Origin of the sequence: Xanthomonas euvesicatoria pv. euvesicatoria, assembly GCF_020880415.1 — a bacterium.
In the GTDB taxonomy this organism is placed as follows: domain Bacteria; phylum Pseudomonadota; class Gammaproteobacteria; order Xanthomonadales; family Xanthomonadaceae; genus Xanthomonas; species Xanthomonas euvesicatoria.
Window position 1 is genome coordinate 1 of the sequence record NZ_JAJIUJ010000090.1, and the last position, 16,484, is coordinate 16,484.

A 16,484-nucleotide genomic window follows, 5' to 3' on the forward strand; every position below is an offset into this window, starting at 1 on the left:
GGTCCCCACGCATGTGTGGGGACCGCCCCTCAGATGCTCACTGCTTAGGCATGCAAGATTCCGCCTGGGCCTGGTTGCCAATCGCGTGGCGTGCGCAATGCGGCCAATATACGCACCAGCTCGCGATAGCTCTGGGCCAGTTGCGCGAACAGACCTGCATCGCTGCAGCGGGTGTCGGCCACTTCGGAATACGCGCCCCTGCCCAGATCGATGAAGTAATCCACACTGAGGCGCCGGCGTTGCGCCACGCCCGGAAACAGGCCTGCAATCAGCAGGCAACCGTCTCCCACGTCACGCAATGCGTCGGCCCGCACGCTACCGATCTGGTCCTGCGCATGCAGCCATGCCAGCGCCTGCGTGCGCGAAAGCAGATGCGCATCGCGCTGGAAGCGCAGCAACACGAACACCAGATAATGCTCGCGCGATTCGTCCAGCGGACGCGCAATCCGCTGCCCCGCCTCGCGCACCAACGCCTGCCACAACTCGGCCGGCGCCCCCTGTTTGAAAGACTCGTGCATACGTCCTCCTGCGTGGTGTGGACCCTCGCCAGGAGCTTATGCATAACTTGGGCCACTGCGTTGGCAGAGGTTGTGGTGGAGCGCTAAGGACCGGCCGCTGGCAGTGCGACCGCGCCTTCGCCAGACGGATACGGCCACTCCTGGAAGCGGCATCGCCACGTGCATAGGCAGGACGTCGGCGACTGCTTTGCGAGGAGCTGAATCTCGCGCGTTGCGCGTCAGCGCAACCAGCACGACGTTGCACGCAATCGCCATCCTGGAACATGACAGCGACAGAGCCGAACATGCACTGCGTGCATGCACCGACTGCATGCAGCTGGCAGTGCGCGCAGACGACACCGCGGCAGCGCTTACTCCACCGTCACCGATTTGGCCAGATTGCGCGGCTTGTCCACATCGGTGCCGCGTGCCAGGGCGGTGTGGTAAGCCAGCAGCTGCACCGGGATGGTGTGGATCACCGGCGACAGCACGCCGGCATGGCGTGGGGTGCGGATGACATGCACGCCTTCGGAGTCGCTGAAGTGGCTGTCCTGGTCGGCGAACACGAACAGCTCGCCGCCGCGTGCGCGCACTTCCTGCATGTTGGATTTGACCTTCTCCAGCAGGCGGTCGTTCGGTGCGATCACCACCACCGGCATCGCCGCATCCACCAGTGCCAGCGGCCCATGCTTCAACTCGCCGGCCGGATACGCTTCGGCGTGGATATAGGAGATTTCCTTGAGCTTGAGCGCGCCTTCCAATGCAATCGGATAATGCAGGCCGCGACCGAGGAACAGCGCATTCTCCTTCGGCGAAAATCGTTCGGCCCAGGCCATGATCTGCGGTTCAAGATTCAATGCATGCTGCACGCTGCCGGGCAAAAAGCGCAGCTGCTCCAGATACTCGGCTTCTTCGGCGTCACTGATGCGGCCCTGCAACTTCCCCAGCACCATGGTGAGCTGGAACAACACCGCCAGCTGGGTGGTGAAGGCCTTGGTCGAGGCCACGCCGATCTCGGCGCCGGCACGCGTGTAGCAGACCAGCTCGCTAGCGCGCGGGATCGCACTTTCCGGCACATTGCAGATCGACAGCGTGTGCAAATGCCCCAGCGATTTGGCGTATTTCAGCGCTTCCATCGTGTCCAGCGTTTCGCCGGACTGGGAGATGGTCACGATCAGATGCTTCGGGTTGGCATACGCGGCGCGGTAGCGGTATTCGCTGGCGATCTCCACGCTGCACGGCAGCCCCGCAATGGCTTCGATCCAGTAACGGGCGGTCATGCCGGCGTAGTAGCTGGTGCCGCAGGCCAGGATCTGCACGCCTTCGATGTCGCGCAACACCGCTTCTGCGTTGGCGCCGAACAGCGATGCCGGGAAACCCTTGGCATCGATCGCCGCCTCGATGGTGTCGGCCAAGGCGCGCGGCTGCTCGTGGATTTCCTTCTGCATGAAATGCCGGAACGGGCCCAGTTCCAGCGAGGCCAGCGACACGTCCGACAGGTGCAGCGGGCGCTCCACCGGTGCATCATTGCCGTCGAAGATGCGCACGCCATCGCGGTGCAATTCGGCGGTGTCGCCTTCTTCGAGGAAGATCACCTGGCGCGTGGCCTGCACGATCGCCGACACGTCGGAAGCGACGAAGTTTTCCCCCTCACCCACCCCGATCAGCAAGGGGCAGCCCATGCGCGCGCAGACGAAGCGTTCCGGTTCGGCCTGGCTCATCACCGCCAGCGCATAGGCACCGGTGAGTTCCTTGACGGTGCGCTGCAGCGCGGTGAGCAGGTCGCCGGCGCTGCCCAGATGATGATGGATCAGATGCGCGATAACCTCGGTGTCGGTCTGCGACTCGAAGGTATAGCCAAGCGCGCGCAATTTTTCGCGCTGCTCCTCGTGGTTTTCGATGATGCCGTTATGCACCAGCGCCACGCCGGCGCTAATGTGCGGGTGCGCGTTGGCTTCGGTGACGCCGCCATGGGTGGCCCAGCGGGTGTGCCCGATCCCCAGCGTGGCGCCGAACTGTTCGGCCTGCGCGGCCTGCGCCATCTCGGCCACACGCCCGGTGCGACGCACCCGGCGCACCTGCACGCCGTCGAGCACCGCAATGCCGGAGGAATCGTAGCCGCGGTATTCCAGGCGCTTGAGTCCTTCGATCAGGACCGGGACCACATCGCGCCCGGCGATCGCTCCGACAATGCCGCACATAGGACAGCTCTCGCAAAAGAAGTCGGACATTTTAGCGTGTCCGCTCTTGTCCGCTGCATGACCGTGCCCGGACAGCGTGTCCGCCCCCAGTGTCCGCGGACACTGCGGACACCGGTCGCCACGCCAACAAAACCATCCATTTCAATGACTTGAACGTTGGCACGGGTCCTGCTTTATCGCAGTGACGCCACCGAGCCAGCCGACCATGATTCGCGATACCTCTGCCCAGGACCAGGTTCTCCGCACACCCGCCCAGCGCGCGCCGTGGCGCCGCTGGCTGTGGCCTGGCGTCGCCGCGGTGACGGTGCTGGCCGGGATCGGCTGGGCCGTGACTGCGTGGAGCGCCGGCAGCCGCTCGTTCGACGCCAGCCGCGTGCGCATTGCCACCGTCACCCGAGGCGACCTGGTACGCGACATCGCCGCCGACGGCCGCGTGATCGCCGCCAACAGCCCGGTGCTGTACGCCATCTCTGCCGGCACGGTGACGCTGAGCGTGGTGGCTGGCGACGTCGTCAAGCAGGGCCAGGAACTGGCGCGCATCGACAGCCCCGAGCTGCGCAGCAAGCTGGCGCAGGAGCAGGCCACCCTGGCCGGCCTGGAGGCCGAATCCAGCCGCGCGGCCCTGGATGCCACCCTGGCGCGTGCCAACGCCAGCAAGCTCACCGACCAGGCCCAGATCGACAAGCAGGCTGCCGCGCGCGACCTGGAGCGCTACCAACGCGGCTACGACGGTGGCGCCGTGCCGCAGGTGGAACTGGCCAAGGCGCAGGACACCTTGAAGAAGACCGATATCGACCTGCAGCACGCCCAGCGCGATGCCGCGTTGAAGAGCCAGGGTGCGGACCTGGATTCGCGCAACAAGCGCCTGCTGGCAGACCGCCAACGCGCCGTGGTGGCCGAAGTGCAGCGCCAGGTGGACGCGCTCACGCTGCGCTCGCCCTTCGATGGCCAGGTCGGCCAGGTGCAGGCGGTGCAGCACACCCAGGTGGCGGCGAACGCGCCGATTCTGGGCGTGGTGGATCTGTCCAAGTTCGAAGTGGAGATCAAGGTGCCGGAGAGTTTCGCCCGCGATCTGGCGATCGGCATGCCGGCCCAGCTCACCAGCGGCAGCGGCCAACCGTTCGCCGGCGCCATCTCGGCGGTGTCGCCGGAAGTGGTCAATGGCGAAGTCACCGCGCGCATCCGCTTCACCGACAAGCAGCCGCCAGGCCTGCGCCAGAGCCAGCGCATGAGCGCACGCGTGCTGATGGACACGCGCCGCAACGTGCTCAAGGTCGAACGCGGCCCGTTTGTCGAACAATCTGGCGGCAGCTATGCCTATGTGATGGATGGCAACACCGCCGCGCGGCGCCCGGTCACGCTCGGTGTCAGCAGCCTGGGCGAAGTGCAGGTGCTCTCCGGGCTACAGGTCGGCGACCGCGTGGTGGTCTCCGGTGCAGACAACTTTGGCGACGCACCGCGCGTCACCGTCCACTGATTCACTCATTCCCACTCGTCGCACACTCTCTTCGCAAAGGAATCGGCAATGCTCAAGATGCAAGCGGTCTCCAAGGTCTTCCGCACCGAACAGGTGGAAACGCATGCGCTGCGGTCGCTGGACCTGCATGTGCGCGAAGGCGAGTTCGTCGCGGTCACCGGCCCCTCCGGCTCGGGCAAGACCACCTTCCTCAACCTGGCCGGGCTGCTGGAAACCTTCACCAGCGGGCAGTATTTGCTCGATGGCGAAGACGTCAGCCATCTGTCCGACGATGCACGTTCGCGCCTGCGCAACCGCAAGATCGGCTTCATCTTCCAGGGCTTCAATCTGATTCCCGACCTCAACCTGTTCGACAACGTCGATGTGCCGCTGCGGTATCGCGGCATGGCGGCAGCCGAGCGCAAGCAGCGCATCGAAGAGGCATTGACCAAGGTCGGCCTGGGCTCGCGCCTGCGTCACTACCCCACCGAACTCTCCGGTGGGCAACAGCAGCGCGCTGCGATTGCGCGCGCACTGGCCGGCAGTCCACGCTTGCTGCTGGCCGACGAACCCACCGGCAACCTCGATTCGCAAATGGCGCGCGGGGTGATGGAACTGCTGGAAGAGATCAACAGCCAGGGCACCACCATCGTCATGGTCACCCACGACCCGGAACTGGCCGCACGCGCGCAGCGCAACGTGCACATCGTCGACGGGCAGGCCACCGACCTGGAACGCAATCCCAGCCTGATGCGCACGCCTGCCGCCGTTGCAACCCTGGCCGACTGAGGAGCCCACCCATGTTCGGCTACTACTTCAATCTCGCGGTACGCAGCTTCCGCCGCAACAAGGTGCTGACCGCACTGATGGTGCTGGCCATCGCGCTGGGTATCGGCGCCAGCATGACCACGCTGACGGTGTTCCATGTGTTGTCGGGCGACCCGATTCCGCAAAAGAGCGATCGGTTGTTCTATGTGCAGGTGGATGCGGAACCGAAGTCCGGCTATCAGCCGGGAGACGAGCCCGATTACCAGTCCACCCGCTTCGACGCCGAGGCGCTGCTGCGTGAGAAGCGCGCCATGCGTCAGGCGATGATGTCAGGCGGAAGTGTCGCGATCGAGCCACAGCGCAGTGGATTGAGCCCTTTCAAGCTAAACGCTCGTTTCACTTCGGCCGATTTCTTTGCGATGTTCGACGTGCCCTTGCTCTACGGCCAAGCGTGGTCCGGCACAAGCGACGAGCGGCACGAACGTGTCGCGGTGATCAGCAAGTCGCTGAACGAAAAGCTGTTCGACGGTGGCAACAGCGTCGGGCGCGAAGTGCGCGTGGACAAGAACACCTTCCGTATCGTCGGCGTCCTGGATACCTGGAAGATCGACCCACGCTTCTACGACATCACAGACACCTACGGCTCGAACGAACAGCTGTATGTGCCGTTCAGTACGGCGATGGATCTGAAATTGACCCACGCCGGCGGGACCAACTGCTCCGGCAAGGTCGAGGCAGGCGACACCACCGCGCTGAATGCGCCCTGCACCTGGGTGCAGTACTGGGTGGAGCTGGAAAATGCCAAGCAGGCGGGCGACTACAAGGCCTACCTCGAAAACTATTCCGATCAACAACGTGCCGCCGGGCGCTTTACCCGGCCCAACAATGTGCGCCTGCGCAACGTGATGCAGTGGCTGGACTACAACAAGGTGGTTCCCAGCGACGTCCGTCTGCAGTTGTGGCTGGCCATGGGCTTTCTGCTGGTGTGCCTGCTCAACACGGTCGGCCTGTTGCTGGCGAAATTCCTGCGCCGCAGCGGAGAGATTGGCGTGCGGCGTGCGCTTGGCGCGTCGCGCGGCGCAATCTTTGCGCAGTGCCTGGTGGAGGCAGGGACCATCGGCCTGGCCGGCGGCATCGGCGGACTTGGGCTGGCGTGGCTGGGGCTGTGGGCCGTGCGTCAGCAACCGGTGGATTACGCCGCGCTGGCGCACCTGGATATCACGATGCTGCTGCTGACATTCGCCATTGCGATCGCCGCGAGCCTGCTCGCCGGCATCCTGCCGTCCTGGCGCGCCATCCAGGTCGCACCGGCACTGCAGTTGAAGTCGTCCTGAACCTCCTGCCCGCCGCATCGCGGCGAGCCACGCTTCCTATCTTCAAGGTCAGCCCATGGACATCCGACCCATCATCTCCACCTTGCGCCGCCGTAAGACGGCCGCCGCACTGATCGTGCTCGAGATCGCACTGGCTTGCGCCATCATCTGCAATTCGCTGTTTTTGATCGGCAATCGCCTGGACACGCTCCGGACTCCAAGCGGCATCGCCGAACAGGAGTTGCTCAGTATCCAGCTGGACGGCATCGGCCCACAGGCCAATGCCGATGCACGTACCCGGGAGGATCTGGCAGCGCTGCGCGCGGTACCCGGCGTGCGCAATGCAGTCATCACCAATCAGATCCCCTTCGTCAATTACTCGTCCAACACGGGGCTGACCCTGACCCCGGAGCAGGAACGCCCCACGCTCAATGCCGCGCAGTATCTGGTCAGCGAAGGCAGCCTGGATGCACTTGGCCTGCAATTGAATGCCGGCCGCGACTTCAGCCCCGACGAATACATCAGCCAGGAAAAGGCTGATAACGACGATGAAGTCCGCAAGAAGGGTGCGGCGGTCATTCTGACGCAGGGGGCGGCGGACAAGATGTTCCCTAACCACAGCGCGCTCGGCAAGACCATCTACTCTGGCGATGTCCCGCTGCGTATCGTCGGAATCGTGCGCACCCTGGCGCGGCCGAACAATGTCAATGGACTGTCGGCAAAGGACTATTCGATGCTGCTGCCCATCCGTCCACCGTATAACAACGGGCAATACATCGTACGTGTCACCGATCCCTTGCGTCGGGCGGAAGTGCTGAAGGCGGCAGTGGCGGCCTTGATGAAAGTGGACAACAGCCGGTTGGTGCTGAAACAAGAGACCTACACCGAAATCCGCGAAAAGTATTTCCGCAATGATCGCGCCATGATCTGGCTGCTTGGAGCAGTGTGCGTCGCCCTGCTGATTGTGACCGCCTTGGGCATCGTCGGCCTAGCGAGTTTCTGGGTGCAGCAACGCACCAAGCAGATCGGTATCCGCCGTGCGCTGGGTGCAACGCGCAGCCAGATCCTGCGCTACTTCCAGATCGAGAATTTCCTGCTCGCCTCGGTCGGCATCGTGCTCGGCATGCTGATGGCCTACTCGATCAACGTCTGGCTGATGGCACGCTATGAATTGCCGCGACTGCCGGCAATCTACCTGCCGATTGGCGCGCTGCTGCTATGGATGCTCGGCCAGCTGGCGGTGTTCTGGCCGGCCCGCCGCGCAGCCGCAGTGCCCCCGGCTGTTGCCACCCGCAGTGCATGATGGCAGGCGTTGCTTCCCCGTCGCTTGGCAGTGGGGAAGCAACCCGGCTCGCCATCCACCGCGCGTTTCCACCATCGTTACGAACCGGATTCCCTCATGCCTTGCTCTCTTGCATCATCGGCATTGATCGCCCTGACCGCCTGCTGCCTCCTTCACCCCGGCCAGGCCGATGCGGCAACGCGGGCGCACGCGGCGTCGGCCTCGTCCAGCACTTCGACGCAAGAGGTGCTCGCCATCGACGACACCCGGCTGAACTGGCGCCATGACGATCAAGTTCTGGAACTCGTCGCCAGTAGCGACGGATTGCTGGTGACCCAGGCCAGCGCGTCGCTCAGCCTGCAGTTGCAACGCGGCGACCGCGTGCGCACGGCGGGCCGAACCCAGATCACCACAATCGCAACATTGCTGGCCGCACTGCAGGCTGCTGCAGGCAACCCCATCGCCGTGGATGTCATGCGCGATGGTGTGCAGGTGCACCTGATCTGGACAGCGGCCACGTACACACCGCTGTTGCCGCCCGCGGCTCCATAACCAGCGCCGTGCCGGCAACAGCCGATGCACCCTGCATCGGCCGCTTGAGTCCGCCGACCTTGCCGCCCGGCGATCTGCCGCCCCCGCCGAGCGGCGCGTTGTCGCTGCGTGTTGCCAGTATTCTGTGCCGATCCCATCCCGCGCCTTCTTGAGCAATGCGATGCCGCACATCCTGATCATCGACGACAACACGGCCGTGGCCACTGCATTGGAAGTGCTGTTTTCGTTGCACGACATCGAGGCGCGGCACGCGCATTCGCCGCAGGCCGGGCTGGCGCTGCTGGACGAGCAGGCGTTCGATCTGGTGATCCAGGACATGAATTTCACCGCCGACACCACCTCCGGCGAAGAAGGCGAGGCGCTGTTTACGCAACTGCGTCAACGTCATCCGGACCTGCCGGTGATCCTGCTCACCGCCTGGACACACCTGGGCAGCGCGGTGGGCCTGGTCAAGGCCGGTGCGGCCGATTACATCGCCAAGCCCTGGGACGACACCAAGCTGCTGACCACGGTCAACAACCTGCTGGAACTGTCCGAAGCACGCCGCGAACTGGAACGTCGTCGCGAACGCGAACGCCGCGGCCGCGAGCAGCTGACCCAGCGCTACGACCTGCGCGGCGCGGTGTTCGCCGATCCGGCCAGCGAGCGCGCAATCGCCCTGGCCTGCCAGGTCGCACGCTCGGACTTGCCGGTGCTGATCACCGGCCCCAATGGCAGCGGCAAGGAAAAGATTGCCGAGATTATCCAGGCCAATTCGGCCACCAAACATGGCCCGTTCATTGCACTCAACTGCGGCGCCTTGCCAGGTGAATTGATCGAAGCCGAATTATTCGGGGCCGAAGCCGGCGCCTACACCGGCGCCAACAAAGCGCGCGAGGGCAAGTTCGAAGCGGCCGATGGCGGCACGCTGTTTCTCGACGAGATCGGCAACCTGCCGCTGGCGGGTCAAATGAAGTTGCTGCGCGTGCTGGAAACCGGCCGTTACGAGCGGCTGGGTTCCAACCGCGAACGCCACGCCAAGGTGCGCGTGATCAGCGCCACCAATTCAGATCTGCCGGCGATGATCCGCGACGGCAGTTTTCGCGAGGATCTGTATTACCGGCTCAACACGGTGGAAATCGCACTGCCCGCACTAGCCGAACGCCCCGGCGATATCGGCCCGCTGGCCGAGCACTTCCTTGCCGGTGAAAAGCCGCTATCCGCGCAGGCGCGCGATGCCTTGCAACGGCATGCCTGGCCCGGCAACGTGCGCGAGCTACGCAACGTGCTGCAACGCGCCGCCTTGCTCGCGCAGGGCGCGCGCATCGAAGCGGGCGATCTGAACCTGCCGCGTGCAGCCGCGCCACGGCCGGCGACGCCGGCTGCAGGCGAGCCGGATCGCGTGCGTATCGAACAGGCGCTGGCACGCGCGCAAGGCGTGATCGCACAAGCAGCCGCCGAGCTGGGGTTGAGCCGCCAGGCGCTGTATCGGCGCATGGACCGCTACGGCATCAGCTCGGAATGAACCTTCGCATGCGGAACCGCTCTTTCACGTTTTCGCTGTTTTTACGCTTGCTGCCAGTGCTTGCGCTGGCGGCTGCATTGCCATGGTTCATGGCGTACTGGCTGGACCACGGCTGGCAGGTGGCGGCGATTTCGGTCCTCGTCCTGCTGGCAGCGATGTGGTTCAGCCTCAACCGCGCCACCGCACCGATGCGCTCGCTGTTTCGTGCGCTGGCCGGCACCACCAGCAGCTACCGCGATGGCGAATACAACTTCGGTGTGTATTGGCGCGGCAACGACGAACTGGCGCAACTGGTGCAGGCGCATGCCGAGCTTGGCGATGTGCTGCGTGCGCAGCGTAGCCATCTGGTACAGCGCGAGCTGATGCTCGACACCATGCTGCAGAACACACCGGTGGCCATGCTGCTGGTGGTCGCCGGCGGCGATGGCCTGCGGCGGATCGGGTTTTCCAACAATGCCGCACGCAAGCTGCTGTACGAAGGACGCAAGCTGGAAGGCCAGCATCTGGACGATGTGCTCGGCCGCATGCCGGCCGAATTGCGCGACGCCCTGGCACGTGGCGGGGATTACCTGTTCGCGGTACGCGAAGATGGCGACGACGAAGAAGACGAGCAGATCTATCACCTGTCGCGGCGTAGCTTTCACATCAACGGGCGCGGGCACGAGCTGTTGTTGATCCGCACCTTGACCACCGAGTTACGCCGCCAGGAAGTGCAGACCTGGAAAAAAGTCATCCGCGTGATCAGCCACGAATTGAACAATTCGCTGGCACCGATCGCCTCGCTGGCGCATTCGGGCGCCGAGCTGCTGCGCCGCGAACGCACCGATCGCCTGGGTACGGTGTTCGAGACCATCGAAGAGCGCGCGCGTCACCTGGAAGGCTTTATCCGCGGCTATGCGCGCTTTGCCAAATTGCCGCAACCGCAGCTGCAGACCATCGAATGGGCGCCGTTTTTGCAGCGCTTGCAGCAGCAGATTCCGTTCCAGGTACAGGGCACGCTGACCGATGTCTCAAGCCGGATCGATGCAGCGCAGATCGAGCAGGCGCTGCTCAATCTGCTGAAAAATGCCCACGAGGCCTGCAGCGAAGCACAGCCGCCCAATAGCGATGTCGCCCTGCGCGTCACGCGCGTGCCGCAGTGGCTACGCATCGAAGTGCTCGACCGCGGCAACGGCATGAACGAAGCGGTGCTGCACAACGCACTGATGCCGTTCTATTCGACCAAGCGCAATGGCACAGGTCTTGGGCTTGCCCTCACCCGCGAAATCGCCGAAGCGCATGGCGGCCGCATCTCGCTGCACAACCGCGAACACGGCGGACTGTGCGTGACCTTGCTGTTGCCATTGGCGGCTTGAACGCAGCAAGGCTTGCAGGACTTGCGATGCCATCCATGCGTTGCATCACGCCTTCCGTCAGCGCACGCGCCCCGCGCATGTCATGGCAGCGCCCCTGGGCGCGATGGACGGCCGGTCGCGCCCAGGGGCGCTCCCGCACGTTCAGCGCTCCGCCAGCGGCCCAGCCGCCTGGGCCCGCAAGCAGCCTTGACGCGTCGCGCCGAGAACGGCGGAGCTGTTGCGCGCTTCCGATGCATCGGGCCACCAAGCGCAATCAGCGCCGATGCGGCGCTGTTCCCTGCGATCCAGCGTGCACCGCAGCCTATTTCTTGGTCGGCCGCTTCCAGCCTTCGATCACGGTCTGCCGCGCACGCGTCACACTGAGCTGGCCCGCCGGCGCATCGCTCGTGATCACCGAACCGGCACCGATGGTGGAATTGGCGCCAATCTCGATCGGTGCCACCAACGCGCTGTTGGAGCCGACAAACGCACCATCGCCGATGGTGGTCTGCGACTTGTTCACCCCGTCGTAGTTGCAGGTGATGGTGCCGGCGCCGATGTTGACCTTGCTGCCGATCACCGCATCGCCCAGATAGGTCAGATGGTTGGCCTTGCTGCCGACGCCCATGGTGACCTTTTTGGTCTCCACGAAATTGCCGATATGCACGCCATCGGCCAACACGGTGCCGGGGCGCAAACGCGCGAACGGGCCGATCTGCACCGCGCCTTCGGTGACCACGCCTTCCAGATCGCTGTGCGCACGCACGTGCGTGCCGGCACCGAGCGTGACGTCGCGCAAGCGCACGAACGGGCCGATCACCACATCATCGCCCAGCGTCACATTGCCTTCCAGGATCACATCGATATCCAGCTGCACATCGCGCCCCACCTGCACGCTGCCGCGCTGCTCCACACGCGCCGGGTCGGCCATGCGCACGCCCTGCAGGCAAAGCGTGCGCGCGGCGCGCAGTTGCCAGGCACGTTCGAGCTGGGCGAGTTGCCACGGGTCGTTGGCACCCTCCACGTGCTGCGGGTCGGCCACGTGCACCATGTCGGCCGGCGTGAAATCGGCTGCGGCGCTGGCGAACACGTCGGTGAGATAGAACTCGCCCTGCGCATTGTCTTTGGACAAACCAGCCAGCCAACGGCGCAGCGCAGTGGATTCAGCGGTGAGGATGCCGGTATTGATGGTACGAATGCGGCGCTGCTCGTCATTGGCGTCCTTCTGCTCGACGATCGCGGCCACCTTGCCCTCGGCATCGCGCAGGATGCGCCCATAGCCGGTGGGATTGGCCAGTTCGGCAACCAGCACCGCCATGCGGCCCGGTGCATGCAGCAACTGCAACAGGCTTTCGCTGCGGATCAGCGGCACATCGCCATACAACACCAGCACCGTTGCCGCATCGGGAATCGCAGGCATTGCCTGCTGCACGGCATGTCCGGTGCCCAACTGCTCGCACTGTTCGGCCCACTGCAGATCGCCTTGATCGGCGAAGGCTGCCTGCACCTGATCGCCACCATGCCCGTACACGATATGGATCGCCGCCGGCTGCAGCTGCCGCGCAGTGGCGATCACATGCGCCAGCATCGGCTGGCCCGCCAGCGGCTGCAGCACCTTGGGCAGGGACGAGCGCATGCGCTTGCCTTCGCCTGCGGCCAGGATCACAACGTGCAGGGGCAGGGTCATCAAGACATTCCAGGCATAGGGATGTCCAAATTCTAGTCGCTGCGCCCCCTCGCGTCGTTGCCCGGATGCAGCGTTCGCCCGCACTAACAACGTTTGCGCCTCGCTGCCGCTAGGATGGGCGCCCCTTTCCTTTGCCCCGCACGCATGAGTCTGTTCCGCCAAGGCAGCCAGTTCATGATCATTGGCGCCCTGCAGCTCGTCGTCGATTGCGGCATCTTCATCGCCGCAACCGCCGCAGGCATGCCCGCGGTGCCCGCCAATCTGCTCGGACGCATCGGCGGCGCCATGCTCGGCTTCTGGCTCAACGGCCGCTACACCTTCGCCCAGCAAGGCGATGCGCGACTGGGTTGGCGACGCTTCGGCCGCTTTGCGGTGATGTGGCTGACGCTCACGCTGATCAGCACCTGGCTGCTCTCGACCACGGTAGACCTACTCGGCCTGCGTCAGGCATGGCTGGCGAAACCGCTGGTCGAAGGCGGGCTGGCGGTCGTGTCGTTCTTCCTGGGCCGGCATGTGGTGTATCGCTGATCGAGGCATGCGCAGGCGCCGAGCGATTGCTCGATCGTGTGGCGATACGACGCAAAAGGGGACACCGCTTGCGCGCAGACATCGCGCAGCACAGGCGCGGCATCTGTTCCAGTGCTGATCGATCGCGCGGATGTCCTTGTCGCTCTTATGCGGCATCCATGCTGCATCGGGTCCACACCCGGTCGGGGAACAAAAACCAGTCGCGTCGGCCGGTGTGCGTGGCATTCAGCCAGGCTGCCAGCGACCTTTCTCGTGCAGCGTCCTCGCCGATTGCATGACAGTTGACGGCATGGATGCCGTCATCGCCTCTCCAGGACGGGTTGAGGGCGCGCCTGGCGAGCGCGAGTGCACCGCGCCTTGGACACGCTCAGCGTTCGATCTGAACGCCTGACTGCATCCACCAGGATGCGGCCGACAAAACGCTGCAATCGCCACCAAGCGAACGCGCACACGTGTTGTCGGCCGCTCCAACCGCATGACAGCGAGTTGGTCTCGCAGACACCTTGCCGCTATGGATCAGTGGCAAAAATCGCCCAGGCCGCGCACCAGTGCCGCACGATGCAGCGCATCCAGCTGCCACTGCTCTGCGTAATGCGCAGCGGCGCGCGCGGTGCTGGCCGGGCAGTCGGGCGCGCTGCGCGTCGAGGCCACATCGGCCAGCGCATCGAGCAGTTCGCCCTGCAGTTGATCCAGGCGAGCGCGCAGCGCGGTGAGATCCGGACGTGCGGTGTTCGGCGCATGTCCGCGCTCGTGCCAATGGCTGAGCAGCGCGTACTGCACCGACTTGTTGGCCTCGATTTGCGCGCCGAAGAAACGCGCCGCGTCGTCGGCATCCAGCCCATGCGCCGGCGCCTGATCGCGCACGCTCTGCAGCACCGCCGCCTCGCGCGCCTGATCCAGCACCGGCTTGCCGCTGTCCCACTTGCTTAGCGCTACCGCATCGCCAATGGCATTGCGCTGCACGATGCGATCCATCAGCAGATCCAACGGCGGCTGGCTGCGCGCCGGCCATGCGCACCCCAGCAGTCCGGCGGCCAACAGGCCGCTCACCATGTAAGCGCGAATGCCATCGATCGAACGGGTCATGCCATCTTCCTCAACGTGCCGGGATAAGCTTGCCATGCAGCGCTGCGGTGCAGCGGTGCAGCGGTGCGCCAAGGCACGCAGTGTGCCTGCCGCGCGCCACCGCGGATTCACGCACCCGCACGCGGCGCTCCAAAAACGAAAACGCCGACACGATGGTCGGCGTTTCGAACTTCATATCTGCAGACGAACTTGCAGCAGTCGGACGTGCACGCCCACCCTGGAGGTGGGCAGCCCACCGCTTAGTGCTTGAGGTTGCGACGCAAGCGCTCCAGCGCCTGCAGCTGTACTGTCGCTTCGGCCAGCTGACGCTGTGCCTCGGCCACGTCCACCGTGTTGCCACGGTTGGCCAGCAGCCGCTCGGCCTCTTCCTTGACCTTGCGCACGGCCGCCTCGTCGATGTCCTGCGCACGCACCGCGGTGTCGACCAGGATGGTCACCACCTGCGGCTGCACTTCCAGGATGCCGCCGGAAATGGCGAAATCCAGCTGTTCGCCATTGGCGGTGGTCACCACCACCTTGCCCGGCTTCAGGCGTGTGATCAGCGGCGCGTGCTTGGGCGCAATGCCCAGCTCGCCCAACTCGCCGGTAGCCACGACCAGCGTCGCCTCACCGTGGAAGATTTCCTTCTCGGCGCTGACGATGTCGCAACGGATAGTGCTCATGCTGCCTCACTTTGTGAGGCGGGGATTGGGGATGCGGGATTCGGGATTGGCAACCGCAGCTTTCACTGTGGTCACTCACCTCGTTTCCGCTCCCCAATTACCGCCGTACCAAATCCCGAATCCCGAATGCCAAATCCCGGCTCTTACGCCTTGGCGCTCATCTTGTTGGCTTTCTCGACCGCTTCTTCGATGCTGCCGACCATGTAGAACGCCTGCTCCGGCAGGTGGTCGTATTCGCCGTCGCAGATCGCCTTGAAGCCGCGGATGGTGTCCTTCAGCGACACGTACTTGCCCGGCGAACCGGTGAACACTTCGGCCACGTGGAAAGGCTGGCTGAAGAAGCGCTCGATCTTGCGCGCGCGCGACACCGACTGCTTGTCTTCTTCGCTCAGCTCGTCCATGCCCAGGATGGCGATGATGTCCTTCAGTTCCTTGTACTTCTGCAAGGTCTGCTGGACGCGCTGGGCGGTGTCGTAATGCTCGTGGCCGATCACCAGCGGATCCATCTGGCGGCTGGTCGAGTCCAGCGGATCCACCGCCGGGTAGATACCCAGCGAGGCGATGTTACGGCTCAGCGTGACGGTGGAATCCAGGTGGGCGAAGGTGGTCGCCGGCGACGGGTCGGTCAGGTCGTCCGCAGGCACGTACACGGCCTGGATCGAGGTGATCGAACCGCTCTTGGTCGAGGTGATGCGCTCCTGCAGCACGCCCATTTCCTCGGCCAGGGTCGGCTGGTAGCCCACCGCCGACGGCATGCGGCCGAGCAGCGCCGACACTTCGGTACCGGCCAGCGTGTAGCGGTAGATGTTGTCCACGAACAGCAGCACGTCCTTGCCCTTGCCGCTGGCATCCTTCTCGTCGCGGAAGTACTCGGCCATGGTCAGGCCGGTCAACGCCACGCGCAGACGGTTGCCCGGCGGCTCGTTCATCTGGCCGTACACCATCGCCACCTTGTCCAGGACGTTGGAGTCCTTCATCTCGTGGTAGAAGTCGTTGCCCTCGCGGGTACGCTCGCCCACGCCGGCGAACACCGACAGACCCGAGTGCGCCTTGGCGATGTTGTTGATCAGTTCCATCATGTTGACGGTCTTGCCGACGCCGGCGCCGCCGAACAGGCCGACCTTGCCGCCCTTGGCGAACGGGCACATCAGGTCGATCACCTTGATGCCGGTTTCCAGCAGTTCGGTGGTCGACGCCTGGTCCTCGTAGGACGGGGCGCTACGGTGGATTTCCCAATGATCGGACGCCTGCACGTCGCCGGCCTCGTCGATCGGGCGACCCAGCACGTCCATGATGCGGCCCAGGGTACCGGCGCCGACCGGCACCGAGATGGCGCGTTCGGTGTTGGTGGCGACCAGGTTGCGCTTGAGGCCGTCGGTGGAACCGAGCGCAATGGTGCGCACGACGCCGTCGCCCAGCTGCTGCTGCACTTCCAGGGTGATGGCGGTGCCTTCGACCTTCAGCGCGTCGTACACCTTCGGCACTTCATTGCGCTGGAACTCGACGTCGACGACCGCGCCGATGATCTGAACGATCTTGCCCTGACTCATTTTGCTGCTCCGGTTAGCTTTGTTCTGTCCGAGTGGCCGATGCCATCTCGTGGAATTTGTGATT

14 protein-coding genes are annotated in these 16,484 nt (G+C 64.7%); 8 read left to right on the forward strand and 6 right to left on the reverse strand.

The genetic code is table 11. From position 1 onward, the window contains the following. Positions 1 to 44: 44 nt before the first annotated feature. Positions 45 to 518: a hypothetical protein gene (locus LN450_RS14915; RefSeq protein ID WP_005914723.1), complete on the reverse strand. Its 474-nt coding sequence runs from the start codon at positions 516 to 518 to the stop codon at positions 45 to 47. A gap of 350 nt (positions 519 to 868) precedes the next feature. Beyond that, positions 869 to 2,698, reverse strand: a complete 1,830-nt coding sequence (gene glmS / locus LN450_RS14920) for a glutamine--fructose-6-phosphate transaminase (isomerizing) (RefSeq protein ID WP_011348646.1) — start codon at positions 2,696 to 2,698, stop codon at positions 869 to 871. A gap of 205 nt (positions 2,699 to 2,903) precedes the next feature. Here glmS and LN450_RS14925 point away from each other — a divergent pair, with 205 nt between their 5' ends. The 7 genes from LN450_RS14925 (at position 2,904) to LN450_RS14955 (ending at position 10,928) form a co-directional block, all read left to right on the forward strand. Beyond that, complete coding sequence (locus tag LN450_RS14925) at positions 2,904 to 4,175, forward strand: efflux RND transporter periplasmic adaptor subunit (protein WP_011348647.1); 1,272 nt, start codon at positions 2,904 to 2,906, stop codon at positions 4,173 to 4,175. Between the two features lie 48 nt (positions 4,176 to 4,223). Next, positions 4,224 to 4,943 (forward strand): ABC transporter ATP-binding protein, encoded by a 720-nt coding sequence (locus LN450_RS14930; protein WP_011348648.1) that lies wholly within the window; start codon positions 4,224 to 4,226, stop codon positions 4,941 to 4,943. Between the two features lie 11 nt (positions 4,944 to 4,954). After that, entirely contained in the window at positions 4,955 to 6,256 is a 1,302-nt protein-coding gene (locus tag LN450_RS14935) for an ABC transporter permease (protein ID WP_011348649.1), read from the forward strand. 55 nt (positions 6,257 to 6,311) lie between these two features. Next, positions 6,312 to 7,538: an ABC transporter permease gene (locus LN450_RS14940; protein ID WP_011348650.1), complete on the forward strand. Its 1,227-nt coding sequence runs from the start codon at positions 6,312 to 6,314 to the stop codon at positions 7,536 to 7,538. Positions 7,539 to 7,763: 225 nt separating this feature from the next. Further along, positions 7,764 to 8,069, forward strand: a complete 306-nt coding sequence (locus LN450_RS14945; protein WP_039417653.1) for a hypothetical protein — start codon at positions 7,764 to 7,766, stop codon at positions 8,067 to 8,069. A 160-nt stretch (positions 8,070 to 8,229) separates the two neighbouring features. Further along, positions 8,230 to 9,573, forward strand: coding sequence for a sigma-54-dependent transcriptional regulator (locus tag LN450_RS14950; protein WP_011348652.1), 1,344 nt, complete (start codon positions 8,230 to 8,232; stop codon positions 9,571 to 9,573). 8 nt (positions 9,574 to 9,581) lie between these two features. Continuing rightward, complete coding sequence (locus LN450_RS14955; protein WP_039417654.1) at positions 9,582 to 10,928, forward strand: sensor histidine kinase; 1,347 nt, start codon at positions 9,582 to 9,584, stop codon at positions 10,926 to 10,928. Positions 10,929 to 11,229: 301 nt separating this feature from the next. On the opposite strand, the gene glmU is transcribed toward LN450_RS14955, so the two are convergent. Then, positions 11,230 to 12,594: a bifunctional UDP-N-acetylglucosamine diphosphorylase/glucosamine-1-phosphate N-acetyltransferase GlmU gene (gene glmU, locus LN450_RS14960; RefSeq protein WP_011348654.1), complete on the reverse strand. Its 1,365-nt coding sequence runs from the start codon at positions 12,592 to 12,594 to the stop codon at positions 11,230 to 11,232. A 144-nt stretch (positions 12,595 to 12,738) separates the two neighbouring features. On the opposite strand from glmU, the gene LN450_RS14965 reads away from it, so the two are divergent. Continuing rightward, positions 12,739 to 13,122 carry a GtrA family protein gene (locus LN450_RS14965; protein WP_008571035.1) on the forward strand — a complete coding sequence of 128 codons (384 nt, stop codon included), beginning with the start codon at positions 12,739 to 12,741 and terminating at the stop codon, positions 13,120 to 13,122. A gap of 516 nt (positions 13,123 to 13,638) precedes the next feature. On the opposite strand, the gene LN450_RS14970 is transcribed toward LN450_RS14965, so the two are convergent. The 3 genes from LN450_RS14970 to atpD all read right to left on the reverse strand — a co-directional run bounded on the left by LN450_RS14970 (position 13,639) and on the right by atpD (position 16,420). Continuing rightward, a complete protein-coding gene (locus LN450_RS14970) occupies positions 13,639 to 14,208 on the reverse strand; it encodes a chorismate mutase (protein ID WP_011348657.1) in 570 nt (189 codons plus the stop codon). Between the two features lie 239 nt (positions 14,209 to 14,447). Beyond that, positions 14,448 to 14,870, reverse strand: a complete 423-nt coding sequence (locus LN450_RS14975) for a F0F1 ATP synthase subunit epsilon (RefSeq protein WP_003484011.1) — start codon at positions 14,868 to 14,870, stop codon at positions 14,448 to 14,450. Between the two features lie 143 nt (positions 14,871 to 15,013). Then, positions 15,014 to 16,420 (reverse strand): F0F1 ATP synthase subunit beta, encoded by a 1,407-nt coding sequence (atpD, locus tag LN450_RS14980; protein ID WP_011348658.1) that lies wholly within the window; start codon positions 16,418 to 16,420, stop codon positions 15,014 to 15,016. Between the last annotated feature and the right edge of the window lie 64 nt (positions 16,421 to 16,484).

Bases quoted from the DNA above. Each gene is read 5' to 3' on its own strand.
- LN450_RS14915 (WP_005914723.1), bottom strand. From the start codon at position 518: ATGCACGAGTCTTTCAAACAGGGGGCGCCGGCCGAGTTGTGGCAGGCG.
- glmS (WP_011348646.1), bottom strand. From the start codon at position 2,698: ATGTGCGGCATTGTCGGAGCGATCGCCGGGCGCGATGTGGTCCCGGTC.
- LN450_RS14925 (WP_011348647.1), top strand. From the start codon at position 2,904: ATGATTCGCGATACCTCTGCCCAGGACCAGGTTCTCCGCACACCCGCC.
- LN450_RS14930 (WP_011348648.1), top strand. From the start codon at position 4,224: ATGCTCAAGATGCAAGCGGTCTCCAAGGTCTTCCGCACCGAACAGGTG.
- LN450_RS14935 (WP_011348649.1), top strand. From the start codon at position 4,955: ATGTTCGGCTACTACTTCAATCTCGCGGTACGCAGCTTCCGCCGCAAC.
- LN450_RS14940 (WP_011348650.1), top strand. From the start codon at position 6,312: ATGGACATCCGACCCATCATCTCCACCTTGCGCCGCCGTAAGACGGCC.
- LN450_RS14950 (WP_011348652.1), top strand. From the start codon at position 8,230: ATGCCGCACATCCTGATCATCGACGACAACACGGCCGTGGCCACTGCA.
- LN450_RS14955 (WP_039417654.1), top strand. From the start codon at position 9,582: ATGCGGAACCGCTCTTTCACGTTTTCGCTGTTTTTACGCTTGCTGCCA.
- glmU (WP_011348654.1), bottom strand. From the start codon at position 12,594: ATGACCCTGCCCCTGCACGTTGTGATCCTGGCCGCAGGCGAAGGCAAG.
- LN450_RS14965 (WP_008571035.1), top strand. From the start codon at position 12,739: ATGAGTCTGTTCCGCCAAGGCAGCCAGTTCATGATCATTGGCGCCCTG.
- LN450_RS14970 (WP_011348657.1), bottom strand. From the start codon at position 14,208: ATGACCCGTTCGATCGATGGCATTCGCGCTTACATGGTGAGCGGCCTG.
- LN450_RS14975 (WP_003484011.1), bottom strand. From the start codon at position 14,870: ATGAGCACTATCCGTTGCGACATCGTCAGCGCCGAGAAGGAAATCTTC.
- atpD (WP_011348658.1), bottom strand. From the start codon at position 16,420: ATGAGTCAGGGCAAGATCGTTCAGATCATCGGCGCGGTCGTCGACGTC.